This is a genomic window from Caulobacter sp. (assembly GCF_017744445.1).
Taxonomy (GTDB): Bacteria; Pseudomonadota; Alphaproteobacteria; order Caulobacterales; family Caulobacteraceae; genus Caulobacter.
In genome coordinates this window covers 134,503-152,482 of record NZ_JAGIBH010000169.1, presented here as the reverse complement: position 1 = coordinate 152,482, position 17,980 = coordinate 134,503, and the positions used below count along the sequence as shown (strand labels likewise).

General features: G+C 67.7%; 23 protein-coding genes. 18 read left to right on the top strand and 5 right to left on the bottom strand.

Annotation, left to right across the window (positions count from 1 at the left end):
- Nucleotides 1-83: 83 nt before the first annotated feature.
- Nucleotides 84-1,382, bottom strand: a complete 1,299-nt coding sequence (locus J7528_RS25080; protein WP_291880300.1) for a lytic murein transglycosylase — start codon at nt 1,380-1,382, stop codon at nt 84-86.
- Nucleotides 1,383-1,457: 75 nt separating this feature from the next.
- Between J7528_RS25080 and J7528_RS25075 the strand changes: the two genes are divergently transcribed.
- The 8 genes from J7528_RS25075 (at nt 1,458) to J7528_RS25040 (ending at nt 6,140) form a co-directional block, all read left to right on the top strand.
- On the top strand, nt 1,458-2,324 hold the full coding sequence (locus J7528_RS25075; RefSeq protein WP_291880298.1) for a DUF2306 domain-containing protein: 867 nt from the start codon (nt 1,458-1,460) through the stop codon (nt 2,322-2,324).
- A gap of 130 nt (nt 2,325-2,454) precedes the next feature.
- On the top strand, nt 2,455-2,580 hold the full coding sequence (ykgO, locus tag J7528_RS25070; protein WP_004616427.1) for a type B 50S ribosomal protein L36: 126 nt from the start codon (nt 2,455-2,457) through the stop codon (nt 2,578-2,580).
- On the top strand, nt 2,580-3,197 hold the full coding sequence (locus tag J7528_RS25065; protein ID WP_291880296.1) for an HAD family phosphatase: 618 nt from the start codon (nt 2,580-2,582) through the stop codon (nt 3,195-3,197). Before ykgO ends, J7528_RS25065 begins: the two co-directional genes overlap by 1 nt.
- Nucleotides 3,198-3,257: 60 nt before the next feature.
- On the top strand, nt 3,258-4,133 hold the full coding sequence (locus tag J7528_RS25060; protein WP_291880295.1) for an NAD(P)-dependent oxidoreductase: 876 nt from the start codon (nt 3,258-3,260) through the stop codon (nt 4,131-4,133).
- A 69-nt stretch (nt 4,134-4,202) separates the two neighbouring features.
- The gene (locus tag J7528_RS25055; protein WP_223393029.1) at nt 4,203-4,472 is read left to right on the top strand and encodes a DUF2312 domain-containing protein; all 270 of its coding nucleotides are present in this window, start codon (nt 4,203-4,205) and stop codon (nt 4,470-4,472) included.
- Between the two features lie 47 nt (nt 4,473-4,519).
- Nucleotides 4,520-4,855 carry a hypothetical protein gene (locus J7528_RS25050; protein ID WP_291880292.1) on the top strand — a complete coding sequence of 112 codons (336 nt, stop codon included), beginning with the start codon at nt 4,520-4,522 and terminating at the stop codon, nt 4,853-4,855.
- A gap of 73 nt (nt 4,856-4,928) precedes the next feature.
- On the top strand, nt 4,929-5,417 hold the full coding sequence (locus J7528_RS25045) for a hypothetical protein (RefSeq protein WP_291880290.1): 489 nt from the start codon (nt 4,929-4,931) through the stop codon (nt 5,415-5,417).
- A 222-nt stretch (nt 5,418-5,639) separates the two neighbouring features.
- Nucleotides 5,640-6,140 (top strand): hypothetical protein, encoded by a 501-nt coding sequence (locus J7528_RS25040; protein ID WP_291880288.1) that lies wholly within the window; start codon nt 5,640-5,642, stop codon nt 6,138-6,140.
- Nucleotides 6,141-6,243: 103 nt separating this feature from the next.
- Here the strand turns inward: J7528_RS25040 and J7528_RS25035 are convergent, their stop codons facing one another.
- Both J7528_RS25035 and J7528_RS25030 read right to left on the bottom strand, forming a co-directional pair.
- Nucleotides 6,244-6,333, bottom strand: a complete 90-nt coding sequence (locus J7528_RS25035; RefSeq protein ID WP_291880286.1) for a hypothetical protein — start codon at nt 6,331-6,333, stop codon at nt 6,244-6,246.
- Between the two features lie 11 nt (nt 6,334-6,344).
- Nucleotides 6,345-7,814 carry a sigma-54 dependent transcriptional regulator gene (locus tag J7528_RS25030; RefSeq protein WP_291880285.1) on the bottom strand — a complete coding sequence of 490 codons (1,470 nt, stop codon included), beginning with the start codon at nt 7,812-7,814 and terminating at the stop codon, nt 6,345-6,347.
- Between the two features lie 149 nt (nt 7,815-7,963).
- Between J7528_RS25030 and J7528_RS25025 the strand changes: the two genes are divergently transcribed.
- From J7528_RS25025 to J7528_RS25010, 4 genes are read left to right on the top strand one after another with little or no spacing between them, the layout of a single operon-like run.
- Entirely contained in the window at nt 7,964-8,335 is a 372-nt protein-coding gene (locus tag J7528_RS25025; protein WP_291880284.1) for an MmcQ/YjbR family DNA-binding protein, read from the top strand.
- Between the two features lie 6 nt (nt 8,336-8,341).
- Nucleotides 8,342-9,016: a hypothetical protein gene (locus J7528_RS25020; RefSeq protein WP_291880283.1), complete on the top strand. Its 675-nt coding sequence runs from the start codon at nt 8,342-8,344 to the stop codon at nt 9,014-9,016.
- Nucleotides 9,013-10,806, top strand: coding sequence for a M3 family oligoendopeptidase (locus J7528_RS25015; RefSeq protein WP_291880280.1), 1,794 nt, complete (start codon nt 9,013-9,015; stop codon nt 10,804-10,806). The genes J7528_RS25020 and J7528_RS25015 overlap by 4 nt, the downstream gene beginning before the upstream one ends.
- A complete protein-coding gene (locus tag J7528_RS25010; protein ID WP_291880278.1) occupies nt 10,799-12,157 on the top strand; it encodes an AarF/UbiB family protein in 1,359 nt (452 codons plus the stop codon). Before J7528_RS25015 ends, J7528_RS25010 begins: the two co-directional genes overlap by 8 nt.
- 136 nt (nt 12,158-12,293) lie before the next feature.
- Here the strand turns inward: J7528_RS25010 and J7528_RS25005 are convergent, their stop codons facing one another.
- Together J7528_RS25005 and J7528_RS25000 are read right to left on the bottom strand one after the other, a co-directional pair.
- On the bottom strand, nt 12,294-12,887 hold the full coding sequence (locus J7528_RS25005) for a hypothetical protein (RefSeq protein WP_291880276.1): 594 nt from the start codon (nt 12,885-12,887) through the stop codon (nt 12,294-12,296).
- Nucleotides 12,877-13,377, bottom strand: a complete 501-nt coding sequence (locus tag J7528_RS25000; protein WP_291880275.1) for an RNA polymerase sigma factor — start codon at nt 13,375-13,377, stop codon at nt 12,877-12,879. The genes J7528_RS25005 and J7528_RS25000 overlap by 11 nt, the downstream gene beginning before the upstream one ends.
- A 90-nt stretch (nt 13,378-13,467) precedes the next feature.
- On the opposite strand from J7528_RS25000, the gene J7528_RS24995 reads away from it, so the two are divergent.
- The 6 genes from J7528_RS24995 to J7528_RS24970 all read left to right on the top strand — a co-directional run bounded on the left by J7528_RS24995 (nt 13,468) and on the right by J7528_RS24970 (nt 17,962).
- Entirely contained in the window at nt 13,468-13,947 is a 480-nt protein-coding gene (locus J7528_RS24995; protein ID WP_291880273.1) for a PaaI family thioesterase, read from the top strand.
- Nucleotides 13,940-14,863 (top strand): alpha/beta hydrolase, encoded by a 924-nt coding sequence (locus J7528_RS24990; RefSeq protein ID WP_291880271.1) that lies wholly within the window; start codon nt 13,940-13,942, stop codon nt 14,861-14,863. Before J7528_RS24995 ends, J7528_RS24990 begins: the two co-directional genes overlap by 8 nt.
- A 249-nt stretch (nt 14,864-15,112) precedes the next feature.
- Nucleotides 15,113-16,048 carry a glycosyltransferase family 9 protein gene (locus J7528_RS24985; protein ID WP_291880340.1) on the top strand — a complete coding sequence of 312 codons (936 nt, stop codon included), beginning with the start codon at nt 15,113-15,115 and terminating at the stop codon, nt 16,046-16,048.
- A gap of 64 nt (nt 16,049-16,112) precedes the next feature.
- Nucleotides 16,113-16,343 (top strand): aa3-type cytochrome c oxidase subunit IV, encoded by a 231-nt coding sequence (locus tag J7528_RS24980; RefSeq protein ID WP_291880269.1) that lies wholly within the window; start codon nt 16,113-16,115, stop codon nt 16,341-16,343.
- A 118-nt stretch (nt 16,344-16,461) separates the two neighbouring features.
- Nucleotides 16,462-17,604: a Re/Si-specific NAD(P)(+) transhydrogenase subunit alpha gene (locus J7528_RS24975; RefSeq protein WP_291880267.1), complete on the top strand. Its 1,143-nt coding sequence runs from the start codon at nt 16,462-16,464 to the stop codon at nt 17,602-17,604.
- Nucleotides 17,605-17,629: 25 nt separating this feature from the next.
- Complete coding sequence (locus tag J7528_RS24970) at nt 17,630-17,962, top strand: proton-translocating transhydrogenase family protein (protein WP_291880266.1); 333 nt, start codon at nt 17,630-17,632, stop codon at nt 17,960-17,962.
- Nucleotides 17,963-17,980 lie beyond the last annotated feature (18 nt).

Below are 17,980 nucleotides of genomic sequence, written 5' to 3'. Positions count from 1 at the left end.
ACGCCGGTCGACGGCGTGCCGGCACTCCGTCGTGCTCCGTAACCACTCACCCCAACCCTCTCTCTAAGAGAGAGGGAGCTTCTTTACGGCGTAATGCCCGCCTGCGCTTTTAGCCTCGCCACCATGTCGCTGGACAGGTAGCCGTCGGCCGGCAGCTGCTGGCTCTGCTGCCAGGCGCGCAGGGCCTTGCGGGTGCCGGCGCCGATGACGCCGTCGGCCGGGCCGGGATTGAAGCCGACGCGGGCCAGGGCGATCTGGGCGGCCATGCGGTCGGCCAGGGCCAGGGGCGTCTCGACCGGCCAGGCGGTGACCAGCGGCCCGCCGCCGCCGAAGCGGTCGGCCAGCAGGCCGATGCCCAGGGCGTAGGACGTCGAGTTGTTGTAGGTGCGGATCGCGAAGTGGTTCGGCAGGGCCAGGAAGGCCGGACCAGACGCGCCCGAGGGCAGGATCAGCACGGCCGGCGAGGCCGCGTCTGCCGCGGTCCAGGGCAGGCCGTCGGCGCGGCGCACGCCCCGGGCTTCCCACCAGGCGGGGATCTGCTTTTCGACCTCGGTGACCGAATAGTCGAAGCCGGCCGGCAGGATCACTTCCTTGGCCCAGCCCACGCCGGGCTTCCAGCCGCCCTTGGCCAGCAGGTTGGCGGCCGAGGCGAGGGAGTCGGCGTCCGAGCCCCAGATGTCGCGCTTGCCGTCGCCGTCGAAGTCGACGGCCGTGGCGCGGTAGCTGGACGGAATGAACTGGGTCTGGCCCATGGCCCCGGCCCACGAGCCCTTGAGCTGGGCGCGGGTGACCTCGCCCGAATCGATGATCTTCAAGGCCGCGATCAACTCGCCCTCGGCCCAGGCGCGGCGGCGGCCGTCGGCGGCCAGGCTGACCATCGAGCGGACGACGTCGAAATTGCCCTGCAGCTGGCCGAACGCCGACTCCATGGCCCAGACGGCCAGCAGGATGTCGCGCGGCACACCGTAGCGGGCCTCGATGATCGGCAGGAAGGCCAGTTCGTCGCGCTTGCGGCGGCCCACGGCGACACGATCGTCGCTGATCACCCCGGCGATATAGGCGCCGACCGGCTTGGAGAACTCCGGCTGGCGGCTGTCCAGGCTGATGACCTTGGGATCGGGGGTGACGCCCGACAGCTCGCGGTCCAGCAGCTGCGGCGACAGGCCTGCGGCCAGGGCGCGACGGCGGAAGTCCATCAGCCAGGTGTCGAAGGCCAGCTCTCCGGCCGGCACGGGCGTGGCCGGAACCTGGGCCGGCGCGCTGGGCTGCGGCTTGGGCGCGGGCGGCGGCGGGGGGCTGACGGCGGTCAGTGGTCCCTGCGGAGAGGTGTCCGCGCAGCCGGCGAGTAAGAGGACGAGAAAGACGCGACGATCCATGGCCATGAGGCGGAAGCTACCGGGGTTCGAGTAAAAGCTTCAATCACAAGCGCGCCAGACGGGTGAAGTTCCGTCGCGGGAATGGCCAAGCTCGTCGCGCTCACGTTATCTGGACGCATGACGGCTATCGACATGACCCCGCCTGGGCGGACGATCAGCGGCGCTCTGTTGCGCGGCGCGGGCGCGATCCTGGTCGCGATCACCTGGATCAGCGCCATGATCTTCGGCGCCTATATCCTGGCCCACTACGGCGGAGCCGTGCAGGACGGAGCCATGGACCGCTGGAACAAGGTCCTGCCGCGCCTGTACGAGCCCGGCGCGGTGGCGGCCATGCTGGGCATTGGCCTGCACTTCGCCGCCGGCGCGGTGCTTTTGCTGGCTGGACCGGTGCAACTGCTGTCAGCGATCCGGGATCGGGCGCCGGCCCTGCACCGCTGGACCGGCCGGATCTACGTGACCTGCGCCCTGGTCGCCGGTCTGGGCGGCCTGTCCTTCATCCTGCTGAAGGGCACGATCGGCGGGATGGCGATGAACATCGGCTTCGGGCTCTACGGCTCCCTGATGGCGATCTGTGCGGCCCAGACCCTGCGCTACGCCCTGGCGCGGGACCTGGACACGCACCGGGCCTGGGCGGTCCGGCTGTTCGCCCTGGCGATCGGCTCGTGGCTCTACCGCATGGACTATGGCTTCTGGTCGCTGCTGGCCAACGACGCCGGCCACACCAAGGACTTCCACGGCTGGTTCGACGTGGTGATGGCCTTCTTCTTCTATGTGCCGAATCTGCTGGTGGCGGAGCTGTTCATCCGCAGCCGAGGCGCTCAGGCCAACGCCTGGGCGAAGGGTTTCGCGGCGCTGGTGCTGCTGGCCGCCGCCGGCTTCGTGGGGCTGGGCACCTATTATTTCACGCTCTATGCGTGGGGACCCGGCATCCTGGCCCGGTTTTCATAAGGGGCGAGGGCGCTCGCGCATTGACTCCTGGCCGCGCCCCACTTATACGCACCGCCTCCGAAACACCCCGGATGTTCCGGCCGTCATCTTGTACGCGCCCGAACCTCTCCGCCGAAGTACAGAGACGGTCATGAAGGTTCGCAGCTCGCTGAAGTCGCTGAAGGGTCGCCACCGCGACTGCAAGATGGTTCGTCGTAAGGGCGTCATCTACATCATCAACAAGACCGACCCGCGCTTCAAAGCCAAGCAAGGCTAATGACGACTGCTGGTCCCAGAGCCGTTCTCTGGGACGTCGGCAACGTCATTGTGCGCTGGGATCCCCGCGCACCGTACGCGAAGATGTTCAAGGAACCGGCCGATCTCGACCGGTTCCTTTCGCATGTCTGCACCATCCCCTGGCACGTCGAGCACGACAAGGGCGTCGGCTTTCCGGAGAACGCCGCGCCGCTGATCGCGCGCTTCCCCGAGCATGCCGACGCGATCCGCGCCTGGGATGAGCGTTTCCACGAGATGCTGTCGGGACCGATCCCCGAGACCGCCGCGGTGATCGACGCCCTGGCCGAGCGCGACGTGCCTCAGTTCGCGCTGACCAACATGCCCCAGAGCAAGTGGCCCGGGGTGCAGGCGATCTCGCCCCGCCACTTCGGCTATTTCCGCGACGCCATAGTTTCGGGCGACGAAAAGGTCATCAAGCCCGACCGGCGGATCTACGAGATCGTGCTGGAGCGCACGGGCCTGCAAGCCTCCGACCTGCTGTTCATCGACGACAGCATCGCCAATATCGAGGCAGCGACGGAGATGGGCTTTCACACCCATCACTTCACCGATCCGGCTGCCTTGCGCGCCGCCGTCGAGCGCCACGGCCTTCTCTAAAAGTGGATACCGGTCACATTGGGCCCTACGTAAGCTTCCCACTTCCGTAGGAGATCTCACATGAACGTCGGTTTTGTCGGCCTGGGGGCCATGGGCGCGGCCATGGTGCGTAACCTGCTGGGCAAGGGCGTGTCGGTGACGGTGTGGAACCGCTCGCGGGCCATTGTCGACGAGCTGGCCGCCGAGGGCGCGATCCCCGCCGCGACCGCCGATGAGGCCTTCGCCGCCGACATCGTCCTCACCATGCTGGCTCATGACAAAGCCATGCGCGAGGTGCTGATCGACAGCGGCGTGCTGGCGCGGGCCAGGAAGGGCGTGGTCCACGTCAATCATGCCACCATCTCGACCGACCTGGCCGCCGAGCTGGCCGGCCTGCACGCCGAGTTGGGTCTCGGCTATGTCGCCGCCCCGGTGTTTGGCCGTCCGCCCGTGGCCCAGGCCGGGGGCTTGAACGTTCTCTCGGCCGGCGCCGCCGACGCCACGGCCAAGGCCCAGCCGGTGCTGGAGATGCTGGCCGCCAAGGTCTGGCCGCTGGGCGAGGACCCCGTTCGCGCCAATGCCCTGAAGCTGGCCGGCAACTTCATGATCGTCTCGGCCATCGAGAGCATGGGCGAGGCGGTCGCCCTCGGCGAAGCCTATGGCGTCGCCGCGCCCGACCTGCTGGACATGCTGTCGTCCACCCTGTTCGCCGCCCCGATCTACAAGATCTATGGCGCCATGATCGCCGAGCGCCGCTATACTCCGCCGGGCTTCGCCGCCGAGCTGGGCCTGAAGGACGTGCGCCTGGTGCTGGACGCCGCCGAGGCCAAGGGCCTGTCCATGCCGCTGGCGGACCTGGCCGAAGCCAGCCTGGAATCGCTGCTGGGCGGCGACGAAAAGAACCTCGACCTGGCCGCTCTGGCCGAGGTTGCACGCGGACGTGTGGAAGGTCGCTGAATCCCGCTTCCCAGGGGCGCGGCTTCGAACTAGGTTCCGCGCCCCAATTCCAGCCCGCGAGACTGCCCCATGGCCGACGACGCCATTCCCCATGCCGACGTTCTGAACAGCACCGCTCAAGGCCAGCTGAAGTCGATCGTCGACCGCGTCGAGCGGCTCGAGGTCGAAAAGGCCGAGATCATGGAGCAGATCAAGGAAGTCTATAACGAAGCCAAGGGTAACGGCTTCGACGTCAAGGTGCTGAAGAAGGTGGTCCGCCTGCGCAAGCAGGACCGCGCCAAGCGCCAGGAAGAAGACGCGATCCTGGACCTGTACCTCTCGGCCATCGGCGAGATCTAAGTTTTTCCGGGTGCGTTGGCGCGTGTGGTCGGGGATAGTCCTCCGCGATGCGCGCCAAGCCGCCCGATCCTAAAGAGCAGGCCAAGAAGGCCGCGCTGAACGCTCTCAAGCGGGCCAAGCGCGCGGCCGAGAAGTCTGGCGTCGAGCTCTCCGAGTGGGAGGGCGAGTTCCTGACCAGCGTCGCCCAGCGTGTCGAGACCTACGGCCGGGCCTTCGCCGATCCCGAAAAGGGCGCGCGCGGCCAGGCCCTGTCGGGCAACCAGACCATCAAGCTCAAGGAAATCGCCCGGAAAGCGAAGGGCGAGAAGAAGCCCATGAGCCGCGGCAAGGGCTTCCAGCGCCGTGGGCGTCCGGAGCCAGAGCCGGAAAGCGACGAAGACTGACAGCGCCACGACCAGGCCGGACGTCCACGCGACGGTTTCGCGCTTAACTCCCCGGGTTTTGGGGAGAAAACACATGGAAACCCGCAAGTCCTGGCGCGACATCGCGTTGACCATTCTGCTGGCCACGGTGGTGGCCGGGACTCTCGACATCACCGACGCCTGCCTCTGGTGGGGGATTACCAAGGGCGTGCCGCCCGAACGGATCTTCCAGTCGGTGGCCAGCGGCCTGTTGGGCAAGGCGGCCTACAAGGGCGGCGCGCAGACCGCGGCCCTGGGCCTCGCTTTGCATTTTGCGATCATGGCGGTGATGGTCGCCGTCTATGTCCTGGCCAGTCAGAGGCTTAAAGTGTTAACGCGCCGGCCTGTGCCGATGGGCCTCGGATACGGGGCCGCGACCTATGTGGTGATGAACTATGTGGTGCTGCCCCTGTCGCAGGTGGGACCGCGCGGACCGTTCGTATTGCCAAGCTTCATCAATGGTCTAGCGGCGCATCTGTTCTTGGTGGGCCTCACTATCGCCTTGATTGCGTCGTCACGAGAAAAGATGACAAGCACAGCCTGAAGTTTGTCCCAAAGGCTTACCAAAAACTGTCGTTCGCCCATTGCTGTTAAGGTCTTGGTAACGCTCCAGGCGGAAAATGTGAATGATTGTAAATAGTTAACAGTTATCCTGTTGTGGGGTTCTAGGTCGCGGCTGCTCACGGCGACCTCAGTCTCGATGCGCGCGGGCGAAAGCCTGGATCGGCCGCCGAGCGGACACCACGGCCCCTTCGGATTAGGGACAATGGCGACGACCTATCAATATCTGCTGCGCCGCAAGGCGGAGCTGGAAACCCGTATGATCGAGGCGCAGCGGCGGGCTCAGGCCCCATTCGAGAGCGAGCTGCGCGCGATCATCCTGGCGCTCGACGCGCTGAAGCAGGCCGGCATGGCCGAGCGGCTGTCGGCGGGGGAACCCCCGTCCTTCGCGGCTCAGTCCTTCGCACCTCTGCCAACGGCGGCGGCCCCGACTCCGGCCAAGCGCGGCCGGCGAGGACGTACGACCCGCGACATGATCCTGATGACCCTGGCCCAGGCGCCGGGCCTCAACGAGGCCGAGATCGCCCGCCAGCTGGATCACCGCTGGAGCCGTCCCGTGACCCCTGTCCAGGTCGGTCGCGAGTTGGAACAGCTGGAAGTCGAAGGCCTGGCCAAGCGGTCGGGCCCCGGCTGGATCCGGCTGGACGATCAGGCCCAGGACGACGAAGAGCGACCGAGCCTCAGCCTGGTCGCTCCGGGTCACTAGCATAATGGACTGTCATCCCGGCCAAGCGCGAAGCGCGCCGAGCCGGGACCGCCGGAAGCTCTGAGCCTGTTGCGGTCCCGGGTCTTCGCCCGGGATGACAAGTTTAAGCGCGGGTCGGTTTCACCGACACCGGCCGGGCCGGCTTCAGCAGCGCCTTCAGGCGCTGCTCGCGCGAGATGGGTCGAAAGATCATCAAGCTCGCCATCAACCCGCTTCCTTCATGTCGACTTCGATGCCCTGCTCGCGGACCTTGCGATACAGGGTCGAGCGGCCGATGCCGAGGCGGCGGGCCACTTCGCTCATATGACCGGCGTAGACGTCGATCGCGTGCTGGATCAGGTCGCGCTCGATGTCTTCCAGCGTCCGCAGGTGACCGCGGTCGTCGAGGATGCGCACCGGAGCCTCGGCCGCCGTCGGGGCGGACATGGCCGCGTGCGCGGCTTGCAGCAGGGCGGCCGGCGGCGGGCTCGGCGCGACCGAGACGGCCTCGATCGGCGCGGCCAGGCCCGAAATGGCCGGGAAGTCGTAGGGCTGAAGATACGGCGCGTCGGCCAGGACGATGGCGCGATAGACCGTGTTCTCCAGCTGGCGGACATTGCCCGGCCAGTCGAAGGCGGTCAGCAGCGCGATCGTCTCGGGCGAGGCGCCGATGACGCGCTTGCCTTCTTCAACGTTGAAGCGACGGATGAACGCCTCGACCAGGGCCGGGATGTCCTCGCGGCGCTCGCGCAGCGAGGGGGCCTCCAGCGGGAAGACGTTCAGGCGGTAATACAGGTCTTCGCGGAAATGCCCGGCCGAGACGGCCGTCTGCAGGTCGCGATTGGTGGCCGAGACGATGCGGACATCGACCTTGATCGAGCGCTTGGAGCCGATCGGATCGATCTCGCCCTCTTGCAGCGCGCGCAGCAGCTTGACCTGGACGTCCAGCGGCAGTTCGCCGACCTCGTCCAGGAACAGGGTGCCGCCGTCGGCTTCCTTGAACTTGCCCAGGTGCTTGTCCGAGGCGCCGGTGAACGAGCCCTTCTCGTGGCCGAACAGGATCGACTCGACGAGGTTCTCGGGGATGGCGCCGCAGTTGACGGCCACGAACGGCTTGCCGGCGCGGTCGGACGAGCCGTGCACCGCGCGGGCCAGCAGCTCCTTGCCGACGCCGCTTTCGCCGGTGATCAGCACGGGGATGCCGCTCTTGGCGGCGCGTTCGCCCATGCGCTTGACCATCGACATGATGGGCGAGCCGCCGATCAGGTCCGCGAAGGTGGTCTTGCCGCCGGCGCGCTTGGTCAGGCGCTCGACCTCGCCCTTCAGGTCGCCCATCGACAGGGCGTTGCGGATCGAGACGGTGATCCGTTCCGGCGAGGCGGGCTTGATGAAGAAGTCGGCGGCCCCGGCCTGCATGGCCTTGACCACGGTGTCGACGCCACCGCTGGCGGTCAGCACGATCACGGGCTGGGTGAAGCCGCGAGCGCGCATTTCCTTCAGGGTGTCCTGGCCGTTCAGGCCGGGCATGACCAGGTCGAGCAGGATCACGTCCGCGGGCGCGCCCGAGGTCAGGTGCGCGATCGCCGCGTCGCCGCCCTCGGCGTGCGAGACCGCGAAGCCTTCGCGCTCGAGCACCGCCTGGATCAGCCGACGTTGTGTCGGGTCGTCATCGACGACGAGGACCGTTTTGGTCATTGGGCACATCCACCATACTGGCCGCGCTCCCGTGGGAGCAGGGCTCTTGTTGGTTCAGAGTGATACAGTAGCCGGGTAAACACCGGCTTTCGGAGACGTGCCCAGAACCTTAAGCTTTAGCCTTAACAGTGTGTTGCGGGGAGGCGGACATGGTCGACACGGAACAACTGCAGGCGCTGGCCCTGGACCTGCCCGAGGTGACCGGCGGGGTGAGCCCGGAAGGCCAGTTCGGCTTCGAGGTCGGCGGCAAGGGCCTGGCCTGGGCCTATCTGGCCCGCCCCGCGCCGAAGGCCAAGCGCGTGCTGGTCCCCGGCGTCGTGGCCATCCGCTGCACGATGGAGACCAAGGAGCTGCTGCTGGAGGTCGGTCCCGACCGGTTCTTCACCGACGACCACTATAGAAGTTATCCGGCGGTGCTGGTCCGGCTTTCCGCGATCGATGCCGGCGAGTTGGCTGGACTCCTGCGGCAGGCCTGGAAGATCGTGGCCCCCAAGGCGATCGCCAAGAAGTACGAGGTCTAGAGGGGCATGTTTGTCGGACACTACGCCGCCGCCCTGGCTGCACGCGCCGTCGAGCCGCGCGCGCCGCTGTGGAGCTATGTCCTGGGCTGCCAGGCCATCGACATCGCCTGGAGCGGCCTGATCCTGGCCGGGGTCGAGAAGGCCAGCGTTGATCCCAGCCTGCCCGGCAGTTCGCTGGTGCTCAGCTACATGCCCTACACCCACGGCCTGCCGACGGCGGTGCTGTGGTCGATCGCGGTCGGGGCGGGGCTGATGCTACTGCTGAAGCTGCCTCGGCGGGTGGGGGTGGTCCTGGGCCTGGTGGTGTTCTCGCACTGGCTGCTCGACTTCCTGGTTCACCGGCCCGACCTGCCACTGCTTTGGAACGGGCCGATGCTGGGCCTGGGCCTGTGGAACTATCCGCTGCCCGAGCAGGTGCTGGAGATGGGCTTGCTGGCCCTGGCCGGCGCGGCCTGGGGCTGGCGGCGCGGCCTGGAGGGACGGGGGTGGAAGGCGGCCCTGGGTTTCCTGACCTTCCTGCTGTTCCTGCAGGTGGTGCCGATGCTGTCGCCGCTGAGCGAAGGGCGGCTGTCGCTGGGCGGTTCGCCCCTGGTCGCCTACCTCGTCACCTGCATCGCCGCCTGGATGGCCGAGCCGACCGTTGCGCAGGGTAGGGCAGGAGGCCTATCTCCTAGGGCATGAACGCCCCCTTCAAGCCCGAAGCCCCGCCCGAATGGAACCTGGCCGACCTGTATGTCGGTCGAGACGATCCGCGCATCGAGACCGACCTCTCCGCCGCCAAGGCCGCCAATGACGAGCTGGCCTCGCTGGAGGGCATGTTCCTGGAGGCCCGCAAGGAGCCCCAGCGCCTGGGCGTGCTGCTGGATCGCGGGATCACGCTCTACGAGCAGGCCACCAACGGCCTGTGGGGCGTGGGCGCCTATGCCGGCCTGGCCGCCTCGGTGGCCCGCGACGACCCGTCCTGGGCCAAGTTCGAGGCCGACCTGCGGGCCCGCTCGTCCCAGATCGCCGCCGAGAGCCTGTTCTTCACGCTGGAGCTGAATCAGCTGGAAGACGCCGAGATCGCCAAGGCGCTGGACGTCCATCCCGACGCTGCCCGCTGGGCCCCCTGGCTGCGCCGCGTGCGCCTGTCGCGGCCGCACGAGCTGTCGCCGGAGCTGGAGCGCTTCATCGTCGACAAGGCCCCGGCCGTCGCCAACTGGGTGCGCCTGTATGACGAGACCCTGGCCAAACTCACCGCCAAGGCGGGCGACGAGACCCTGACCCTGCCCGAGGCGCTCAACCGCCTGTCCGACCCCAGTGTCGAGCGTCGCAAGGCCGCCGCCGACGGTTTGGCCAAGGCGCTGGAAGAGCGCGGCTCGACCCAGGCCCTGGCGCTCAACACCCTGGCCTTCGAGAAGCAGGTCGAGGATCGCTGGCGCCACTATGAGACCCCCGCCCAGTCGCGCCACCTGGCCAACGAGGTCGATGGCGACGCCGTCGACGCCCTGGAGCAGGCGGTGGTCGAGGCCTATCCGCGCCTGTCGCACCGCTATTACGCGCTGAAGGCCAAGGTCATGGGCCTGGACGTGCTGGACTACTGGGACCGCAACGCCCCGCTGACCGCCGCCGCCCCGCGCGCCTATGCCTGGGACGAGGCCAAGGGCATGGTGCTGGAGAGCTTCCAGGACCTGGCGCCCAAGTTCGCCGACGCCGCTCGGGTGTTCTTCGACCGCCCGTGGATCGACGCCCGCCCGCGCGCCGGCAAGCAGTCGGGGGCCTTCGCCCATCCGGTGACCGCCGACCGCCATCCGTTCGTGTTCATGAACTATATGGGCGAGCGCCGTGATGTGCTGACCCTGGCTCACGAACTGGGTCACGCCGTGCACCAGACCCTGTGCCAGCCGTTAGGCACCCTGCTGGCCGACACGCCCCTGACCCTGGCCGAGACGGCCTCGATCTTCGGCGAGGGCCTGGTGTTCGACCGCCTGCTGGCCGAAGCGACGCCCGAAGACCGCAAGGGTCTGCTGGCCGGCAAGATCGAGGACGGCCTCAACACCGTGGTCCGCCAGATCGCCTTCCATCGCTTCGAGCGCCGTTTCCACGAGGCCCGCCTGGAAGGCGAGCTGTCGCCCGACCAGATCGGCGGCCTGTGGCTTGAGGTGATGGGCGAGAGCCTGGGTCCGGCCGTGAAGCTGAACGCCGGCTACGAGCATTATTGGGCCTATGTCAGCCACTTCTGCCACGCGCCGTTCTACGTCTACGCCTATGCGTTCGGGGACCTGCTGGTGCGCGGCCTGATGGAGAAGCGCCGCGAAAATCCCGAGACGTTCGCGCCGCTGTACGAGGACCTGCTCGCGGCGGGCGGCACGCGCACCTATGTCGAGGCCTTGAAGCCCTTCGGCCTGAACCCGAGGGACAAGGCATTCTGGGCCGCCGGCTGCGTGCAGCTGGAACGCCTGGTGGACGAGTTCGAGGCTTTGGTTGGCTGACGATCGGAACGACCCTGAACGCGACCGGCTGTCCGGCCGCCTGTCCCGCTTCGCCAAGGTCGGGGCGGGGCTGTCGGGCGCTGCCGTGTCCTATGGCGCCAACAGAGTCTTCGCCGGCGACGACGCCAATGCCCGTAACGCCAAGGCGCTGAAGGCGGCGCTGGGCGGCCTCAAAGGTCCGCTGATGAAGGCGGCCCAAATGTTCGCCACGGTGCCCGACCTGCTGCCGCCCGAGTTCGCCAAGGAGTTCGCCGAGCTGCAGACCAACGCGCCGGCCATGGGTTGGCCGTTCGTGCGCCGGCGCATGGCCGCCGAGCTGGGCGCGGACTGGCAATCCAAGTTCGCGAGCTTCGAGCACGAGGCCGCCGCCGCCGCTTCGCTGGGCCAGGTGCACCGCGCCGTGGCCCATGACGGCCGGGCCCTGGCCGTGAAGCTGCAATATCCCGACATGCAGAGCGCGGTTGAAAGCGATCTTGGCCAGCTGCGCGCTCTGATCGGCCTCTTCAAGCGCATGGACGGCTCGATCGACCCGTCGGAGATGATCGTCGAGATCGGCGACCGCCTGCGCGAGGAGCTCGACTACGGCCGCGAGGCCAGGATGATGTCGCTGTACGGAAACTTCTTCGCCGGCCGCGACGACATCCGCACGCCGACACCCGTGCCGGAGTTATCCACAGGGCGCCTGCTCTCGATGACCTGGCTGGACGGGCAGGGCCTGCTGGCCTTCAAGAGCGCCCCGCAAGAGGTTCGCGACCGCATCGCCGCCCTGCTGTTCGAGGCCTGGTGGAGCCCGATGACCCATCTGGGCGTCATCCACGGCGATCCGCACCTGGGCAATTACAGCTTCGCGGGCGAGGGCGCGGCGCACCTGAACCTCTTGGACTTTGGCTGTATCCGGGTGTTCCCGCCGAAGTTCGTGGCCGGGGTGGTGCGGCTCTATCGGGCGCTGTCCAATGACGACCGCGCCGAGCAGCTGGAGTCCTACCGCAGCTGGGGCTTCACCGGGCTGAATGACGACCTGGTCGACACCCTGAACGTCTGGGCCCGCTTCATCTACGGCCCGCTGCTGGACGACCGGGTCCGCACCGTCGCCGACGACGTGCCGCCCGGCGAGTACGGCCGCCGCGAGGCCTTCAAGGTGCGCCAGGCCCTGAAGGCCAAGGGGCCGGTGACCATTCCCCGCGAGTTCGTGTTCATGGACCGGGCGGCGATCGGCCTGGGCGCGGCGTTCCTGCACCTGGGCGCTAGCCATAACTGGAAGCAGCTGTTCGAGGCGTCGCTGGAGGGGTTCTCCGAAGAGGCCGTGGCCGAGCGGCAGGCCAGAGCGCTCAAAGAGGTTGGCATCCAATAACCCGATCTTCCCGGCGAAAGCCGGGATCCAGATCCCAAAGCGCTTGGACGGGTTGGAAGAACGCCGCGCCCATGGAACCAGCCCCACCGCTCTTCCATCTGGGCCCCGGCTTTCGCCGGGGAAATCGGATCGGGGGTTATTCATATTCCGATAGCAACCCCTCCAGCCGGCGCTGCTCGGGCTTCATGACCAGGAAGTAGCGGCCCAGGTTCCAGCCGATGCTGGCGACCATGGCGACGCCGAACACGAACAGCATCTGCCAGGTGTCGCGCTCGGTGGCCTTGCCGACGTCGCGCAATTGCCAGACGCCGGCGATCATCGGCGCGAAGAAGACGGGCAGCATCATCCAGAAGATCCTCATATTGGTCCGCGCCCGGCGGTTGGCGGTCAGCATGGCGGCGAGGGTGTCGCGCACCGAGCCGTCCGAACGGCCGCGATGGCGCATGAGGATCGCGACGATCAGCATGGCGACGATGATCAGCCAGCAGACGCCCATCATGGCGAGCCCACCCCACTCGCGGGCAGGGTCCATGCGGCCTGTCGACACCGCCTGCACGGCGATGGCGGTGAAGATCGACATGGCGGTCACGGGCACGGCGAACAGCAGCACCTCGCGGCGGCGGCGGGCCTTCAGCGTCTTCATCACTTCCTCCATCAGATAGGCCCGGGCCTTGTCGTCCGGCGTATTGGCCGGCGAGTTCCAGGCGGCTTCCAGGTGTTCAAACTCCATCGCCGGAGCCCTCCACGAGCTTGGAGACGCGCTGACGGATACGGGTCAGGCGCGCCCCGACATTGGTTTCGGTCAGGCCGTGCAGGCGGGCGATCTCGGCGTACGAAATCCCGTCCAGCGACAGCAGGATCAGCGACCGCTCGACCGGCTCCAGCCGGCGAATGGCCGCGTAGAGACGCTCCAGCAGCGGACCTTGCGGATCGGACCCGGCGTCGCGCATCAGCAGCTCGGCCTCGATCGCGACGCCGCGCAGCCGCCGGCGGGTCTCTCCTCGCCGCCAGGTGAGGGCGGCGTTGTGGGCCACGCGGTAGGCGAAGGCGGCGGCGACGCTCACATCGTCGAACCGGGGCCGGGCTTTCCACAGCGCCAGGGTCAGCTCCTGCAGCAGGTCGTGCTGGTCCGCCGGCTGGGCGAAGGCGCGGGCCGTCCGGTGCAGCATCGGCAGATGCGGCGCCAGCCAGTTCGCGAAATCGTCCTTAGTGCGGCCCATCTGTCCCCCGTTTCGAAAGGTTAGATGCCGGCCGGGGCGTCGTCCTTACGGAAGGCTTTGCTTTTTTCAAACGCTCGTTAGTCTGATCCCATGTCCGACGACCTGACAGACGCCCAGACAGCGGCGATCCCCGAAGGCTTTTCCCAGCTGAACTGGTCCCGAGGTTTCGGCCGCCAGATCGGTCCGCTGTTCGAGCACCGCGAAGGGCCCGGCCTGGCGCGCCTGGCCTTCCGGGTCGAGGAGCACCACACCAATGGGCTTGGAAACTGTCACGGCGGCATGCTGATGAGCTTCGCCGACATGGCCTGGGGGCGGATCATCTCGCTGCAGAAGTCCTACAGCTGGGTCACGGTGCGGCTGATGTGCGACTTCCTGTCGGGCGCCAAGCTGGGCGACTGGGTGGAGGGCGAGGGCGAGCTGATCGGCGAGGAGGATCTCCTCTTCACCGTGCGCGGCCGGATCTGGGCGGGTGATCGGACGCTGATCACCGGCACTGGCGTCTTCAAGGCGCTCTCCCCCCGCAAGCCGCGTCCGGGCGAGCTGAACTACAAGGAGGGCGCCGATGGCTGACGACCAGGCCTCGCCGTCCTCGCTGCTGGCCCCGTTCGCGGGGGAGCCGCCGCCCGCGCCGGCCTGGTTCGACGCGGCCATCGCCCATGAGCCCGAGCGCTCGAAGATCGCCGTCGAGGGCGCCGACATCGAACTCCTGACATGGGGCGAGGTCGGCAAGCCGGGCCTGCTGTTCCTGCACGGCAACGGCGCCCATGCCGACTGGTGGAGCTTCATCGCGCCGTTCTTCGCGAAAGACTGGCGGGTGGCGGCGATTTCGTGGTCTGGCATGGGCGGCAGTGACTGGCGCGAGGCCTATAGCGCCGAACTGTTCGCGGCCGAGATCTTTTCGGCTGTCGAGGCCGCTGGCCTCGAGGCGGGCGGTGTGAAGCCGATCGTCGTCGGCCACTCGTTCGGCGGTTTCCCCACCCTGTACTGCGCGGCGCGTCATCCCGAGCGCCTGCGCGGGGCGATCATGGTCGATAGCAGCATCCAGCCGCCCGAGAAACGCTGGAAAGGCCCGCCGCCGCGCTCGGGCCTGGGCCAGCGGGTCTATCCGACCCTGGAGGAGGCCCTGACCCGCTTCCGCCTGGCCCCGCCGCAGCCGTGCGAGAACCTCTACATCGCCGACTACATCGCCCGGCGCTCCCTGAAAGAGGTCGAGGGCGGCTGGACGTGGAAGTTCGACCCCGACCTCTGGCACAATTTCCGGATGCCGGACTTGGGGCTGCTGTTGCCGGAGATCGCGTGTCCGGCCGCCTTGATGTGGGGCGAGCGGTCGAACCTGATGCATGCCGACACGCTGGATTACATGCTCGCACAGATGCCGAAGGACGTGCTGCTGCTGCCGCTGCCGGACGCCGATCACCACGTGATGATCGACCAGCCCCTGGCTTTCGTGGCGGGGTTGCGCGGGCTGCTGGCGGGGTGGGCCTAGAAAACCCTCTCTCATAGAGAGAGGGAGGGGCCCACGCCGCAGGCGTGGGAGGGTGAGAGGTTTCACCGCTGGCCGGAGAAGCCCTATCGGCGCTTGGTTCTGCGAGACTATAACCTCTCACCCTCCCACCGCTTCGCGGCGGGCCCCTCCCTCTCTCAAAGAGAGAGGGTTTTCGCGTTGAGATCCCGCTTGAGCACCACCCCAGGCCCTGTCCTCGTCTACGCCCCCGATCGCGGGATTGGCGACTTGATGTGGCACCTGCCGACGATCCGGGCGATCGCGGCGACGACGCCGGAGGGCAAGGTCGTGCTGGTCGCGCGGCCGTCCAGTCGGGCCTCGGAGGTGCTGAAGGTCGAGCCCAGCGTCGAGCGCGTGCTGCACGCCCCGCATTACAAGGACAAGCTGAAGGGCGTGCGCGAGACGCTGGACTTCTACCGGCTGTGCAAAGCCGAGAAGCCGCGCGCCGTCTGGATCCTGGAGAAGATCGACCGCCCCGCCATCGCCGCCTTCCTGGCCGGTGTGCCCGAGCGGCGGGGCTTTGGCCTGGGCCACGGCCAGGAGAGTTTCCTGACCACCGGCCCATACCTGCCCAAGGCCATGCGGCCCGCCCATCGGATCGACAAGCTGGAGGCCTTCGAGAAGGCCCACGGCCTGGTCGTGACCAGCCGCGAGCCCCAGCTCAAGCTGGATCCCCAAGCCATCGCGGCCGTGAGTGCCAAATACGCTGATCGGCCCGGCCCGTGGCTCAGCCTCGGCATTGGCGCCAGCGAACCCGCCCGCACCTGGCCGGCCGAACGTTTCGCGGAGGCCGCCCGGCAGCTTTCCGACCTCTTCGGCACGGTGTTCTGGGTTGGTGGACCGCATGAGGCCGAGACCGCCAAGGCCGCGATCGGCGACCTGCCAGGCAATGTCGTGGCCTGCGATCTGCCGCTGGACCAGTCGGCGGCGTTGATCTCGCTGTCGGCGGGGTTCCTGGGCAACGACTCGGGGGCGCTGAACGTCGCCGCCGCCGTCGGCACGCCGTGCGTGGGCCTGATGGGCACCGCGCCCGTACCCGCCTATTCAAAGTGGCTCTCGCGCCTGGACGGCGGCGGAGGTCGAATCGCGGACATCACGACAGATCAGGCCGTCGAAACCGTACGCAGCCGGTTCCTTAAGGAAGGCTGGGGCAATTCGCCCGCTTGAGCCCTGGACGCCCCCGTTGTATCGGGCGGGCCTCGGTAATTCCGTTTTCTTTTAAGGACGACACATGGCCGGCGACTATCACCGCGGTGAAATGGATATCCAAGAGCAAGCTGCCACCTACGAGGCCTTCGGCAAGATGACCAAGTGGGGCTCGCTGGCCGTCGCGGTCCTGCTGCTCTTCATCACCCTGCTGTTCTGCACGCCGGCTGGTTTCATTGGTAGCGCTATCGCCGCCGTGGTGCTTACGGTTCTGGGCGTGGTGTCCCTGAAGGAAAAGCCCGCTCCGGCCCACTGACACCGGTGGCCATCGGCATAATTTTTCCCTGAACAGCACGTCGTGCCTCGACAAGAGGCAAGACTATCCCCTACAGAGCGCCCCATGCTGATGCGCAAACAGCGCTCTGGGGAGGGGTATGCCGATGGCTGTCATCGCCGTCACGAAAGAAACCCGCGCGAACGAGACGCGGGTCGCGGCCACGCCTGAAACCGTCAAGAAGCTCGGCGCCGCCGGCTTCTCGGTGGTCGTGCAGGCGGGGGCGGGGACGGCCGCGTCCTATCTCGACGCGGACTACGAGGCGGCGGGCGCCAAGATCGCCAAGACCGCCAAGGACGCCCTGAAGGACGCCGACGTGCTGTTCAAGGTGCGCGCGCCCGAGGCCGCCGAGATCGCGGCCCTGAAGAAGGGCGCCATCGTCGCGGCCGCCCTCAATCCATACCAGGACAAGGAAACGCTGGACGCCCTGGCCAAGGCCGGCGCCACGGCGATCGCCATGGAGTTCATCCCGCGCATCACGCGTGCGCAGGTGATGGACATGCTGTCCTCGCAAGCCAACCTCGCCGGTTACCGCGCCGTGATCGAAGGCGCCGAGGCTTATGGCAAGGCCCTGCCGATGATGATGACCGCCGCCGGCACCGTCGCCGCGGCCAAGGTGTTCATCATGGGCGTGGGCGTCGCCGGCCTGCAGGCCATCGCTACGGCTCGTCGCCTGGGCGCGGTGGTCACCGCCACCGACGTGCGTCCGGCCACCAAGGAGCAGGTCGAGTCGCTGGGCGCCAAGTTCCTGGCCGTCGAGGACGAAGAGTTCAAGAACGCCCAGACCGCCGGCGGCTACGCCAAGGAAATGTCCAAGGAATACCAGGCCAAGCAGGCCGAGCTGGTATCCTCGCACATCGCCAAGCAGGACATCGTCATCACCACGGCCCTGATCCCGGGCCGCGCGGCGCCCAAGCTGGTCAGCGCCGCCCAGGTGGCGTCGATGAAGGCTGGCTCGATCCTGGTCGACCTGGCCATCGAGCAGGGCGGCAATGTCGAAGGCGCCAAGCTGAACGAGACCGTGGTCACCGCCAATGGCGCCAAGATCCTGGGTCACGCCAACCTGCCGGGCCGCATCGCCGCCGACGCCAGCGCGCTCTATTCGCGCAACCTGGTGGCGCTCTCGACCCTGTTCACCACGAAGGAAGGCGCGTTCGAGCCCAACTTCGAGGACGAGATCCTGCAAGCCGCCGTCGTGACGCGCGGCGGCGAGATCGTCCATCCGAACCTGAAGACCGCCTAAGCGCACCAACAGAAGGGAGGCTCCCATGGAAGCCGTCGACCCCACAGTGTTCCGTCTGGCGATCTTCGTGCTCGCCATCTTCGTCGGCTACTACGTCGTCTGGAGCGTGACGCCCGCGCTGCACACGCCGCTGATGGCCGTGACCAACGCCATTTCGTCGGTGATCATCGTCGGCGCCCTGCTGGCCGCCGCGGCGCATGGCGCCAATTCCGACCTGGCCGGCGGCGCCATCGCCGGCTCGACCTGGATCTCCAAGGGGGCCGGCGCGATCGCCGCGGCCTTCGCGGCGGTCAACATCTTCGGCGGCTTCTTGGTCACCCAGCGCATGCTGGCGATGTACAAGAAGAAGTCGAAGTAAGCGGCCGGGATAGGGGGA